Origin of the sequence: Lichenibacterium ramalinae (assembly GCF_004137085.1) — a bacterium.
Lineage (GTDB): Bacteria > Pseudomonadota > Alphaproteobacteria > Rhizobiales > Beijerinckiaceae > Lichenihabitans > Lichenihabitans ramalinae.
The window spans coordinates 1-917 of sequence record NZ_QYBC01000068.1; the positions used below are offsets into that span (position 1 = coordinate 1).

Consider the following 917-nt stretch of genomic DNA (forward strand, 5'->3'; position numbering starts at 1 on the left):
AGTGTCCGTCCGATAAGGGCATGTGGGGTTGAGTGACCGGGGCTGCGATGGTTCCAGGAGGGTGCTGAAACCTGATCTGGAACCGCCATGTGGACCCCGGCCACCCGTGAGCAGCATAGCCGCGACGAGCTTCGCTACTCAACCGATCTGACCAACACCGAGTGGGACGTCATCGCCCCGCTGCTGCCCACCACTTGCCCGCTCGGGCGCCCCCGGCTGTGGTCGCTGCGGGACATCGTGAATGGCATCTTTTATGTGCTGCGCGGCGGCGTTCCGTGGCGCCTGTTGCCGAAGGACCTGCCGCCGAAGAGCACGGTCTACGGCTACTTTAGCGCTTGGCGCGACAGCGGCCTGTTCGCCAGCATCAACCACCACCTCGTCATGCTGGACCGGGAGCGCGTCGGACGGGAAGCCTCTCCCACCGCGGCCGTGCTCGACAGCCAGAGCGTGAAAACGACGGAAAGCGGCGGTCCGCGAGGCTACGACGCAGGCAAGAAGGTGAAGGGGCGCAAGCGTCAGGCCCTGGTGGACACGGACGGCCGTGCCCTGGTGCTCGATCCGCAGCCAGCCGACGTCCAGGACCGCGATGGGGCTGTGCCGGTGCTCAAGCAGTCGCGTCGCTCATACCCGTTCATCGCCAAGGCCTTTGCTGACGCGGGCTATGCCGGCGACAGGCCGGCCAGTGCCACCCTCATCGCCGTCGAAATTGTCCGCAAGATCCCCGGACAGATCGGCTTCGTGGTTCATCCACGCCGATGGGTGGTCGAGCGCTTCTTCGCCTGGATCAGCCGCAATCGGCGGCTCTGGAAGGACCCAGAGGCCACCATCGCATCCGCCAAGGCCTTCCTCTACGCCGCTTCCGTCATGATGCTGCTACGACGCATAGGTTGTGCAGCCTGACTTCCCGGACGGACTCT

At 65.5% G+C, this 917-nt stretch carries 1 protein-coding gene; it reads left to right on the forward strand.

The window, feature by feature from the left end; all coding sequences use genetic code 11:
* Positions 1-87: 87 nt before the first annotated feature.
* Entirely contained in the window at positions 88-900 is an 813-nt protein-coding gene (locus D3272_RS27040) for an IS5 family transposase (RefSeq protein ID WP_129222331.1), read from the forward strand.
* Positions 901-917 lie beyond the last annotated feature (17 nt).